The following is a 1,588-nucleotide window of genomic DNA, read 5'->3' on the forward strand; positions in this document are numbered from 1 at the left end:
CCCGGTTTGAGAGCCATCGGTGAAGTCATTGACCAGGAACTCACTCGGATCAACAGTATCATCAGCCGCGACAGGTGCATTGTTCATTACGGTCATTTCTTTATCCAATTCAAGCTGTGAGCAATTGAGATGATCTCATTTGCATGCTGTACATGTGAGTGATGAGTGAAAACCTGTTGTTATTGTGTCCAGCCCCAATTCTATGGGCCAGTTTTGAGCAAGGTTTCTGGAACGGGCGGTCGCATGTTTAGAGCCTGATGGGGTCTGACACGATTGTACTGTCTAAGCCAGGTATTGATGACGATCTGAGCCTGTTTGGTGGTGTGGAACCATTCTGCGTTGAGGACTTCCCGGCGCAGAGTGCCATTGAAGCGCTCGTTGTATCCATTCTCCCAAGGTGATCCCGGGTAGATTTGGATCGGCTTAATGCCCACCTTTCTTAACCAGGTCTGCAGGGCCGTTGCGATGAACTCCGCGCCGTTGTCGGAACGGATGTGTTCGGGCTTCCCGTGCCGCAATAAGAGTGGGTAGAGCGCATCCAGCACGTCTGCGCTGTTCATCTTCGGCTTGACCGCTACGCAGAGCGCCTCACGGGTATACTCATCCAGCACCGTCAGCATCTTGTAGCTCTGTCCGTTGCTCAGCTTGTCGTGGACAAAGTCAATGCTCCAGATGTGATTGGGATGTTGCGGTCGGAGCCGGATGATCGAGCTGTCCTTGTGGTACAGCCGTTTGCGTTTCTTGTGCCGTTGTGGGAGCTGCAAGCCTTCTTCGCGCCATAGTCGTTCGATCTTTTTATGATTGACTGCCCAGCCTTCGACACGCAGCAGCTCGGCGACCTTGCGGTAGCCGTAGCGCCCATACCGTTTGGCCAATCGGATCATCGCCAGACGTAACGCCTCATCATCCTTTGGCGCTGCGCGGTATTGCAGCGTGCTCCGCGCCAATCCAATCACGCGACAGGTGCGCCGTTCAGAGGTTGCCAGCTTTTGTCGGGTGTGGACCACGGCCTGACGAAGCTGGTCTGCCGTCAGGCCTTTGGCTTTAGATAATCAAGGCTCTCCTTGAGAATGAGTTTGTCCAGTTCAAGCTCAGCCACGATTTTCTTGAGCCGATCATTCTCTTTCTGCAGCGCCTTCAGATTGGCCATCTCAGATCGTCCCATCCCACCAAACCGCTTGCGCCATGTGTAATAGGTCGCATCACTGACACCAGCCGTTCTGCACGCCGTCGCGACATCCGAACCAGATGCCAGGCCCAGCTCAATCTCGCGCAAAAGCCGCAGAATATCTTCGTCCGAATACCGTTTCCGCGCCATCAATCCCGTCTCCAAAACTAAGCCAACTGTGGCACAGTTTTAGGGGGCCAAGACACTTCATCCTTCAATTGCCGAGCCTCACTGATGAGCTCTTTGGAGTGCAAATCGAAGTTCAACGGCCTTCTGACCAAATCCGACCTCCCCGTCAACCAGCGCTTCGAAACAGCAAAGGCTTCACATAGATCATCGAATCCATGGCTGTGAAGCTTATCAGTCAGGCGAATGTCGTCGAGATAGTCAGCAACGCTTACGTTGTATTGCCGCAGAATG

Annotated in this window: 1 protein-coding gene and 1 pseudogene; both read right to left on the bottom strand. The window is 53.5% G+C overall.

What is annotated here, in order from left to right:
• Positions 1–200: 200 nt before the first annotated feature.
• Positions 201–1,318 (bottom strand): annotated as a pseudogene (locus ACR0K1_RS25560) (IS3 family transposase).
• Positions 1,319–1,335: 17 nt separating this feature from the next.
• Positions 1,336–1,588: hypothetical protein (locus ACR0K1_RS25565; protein ID WP_480852316.1), on the bottom strand; the 253-nt coding region annotated here is incomplete at its 5' end.

Source organism: Ruegeria sp. F5 (assembly GCF_056533845.1).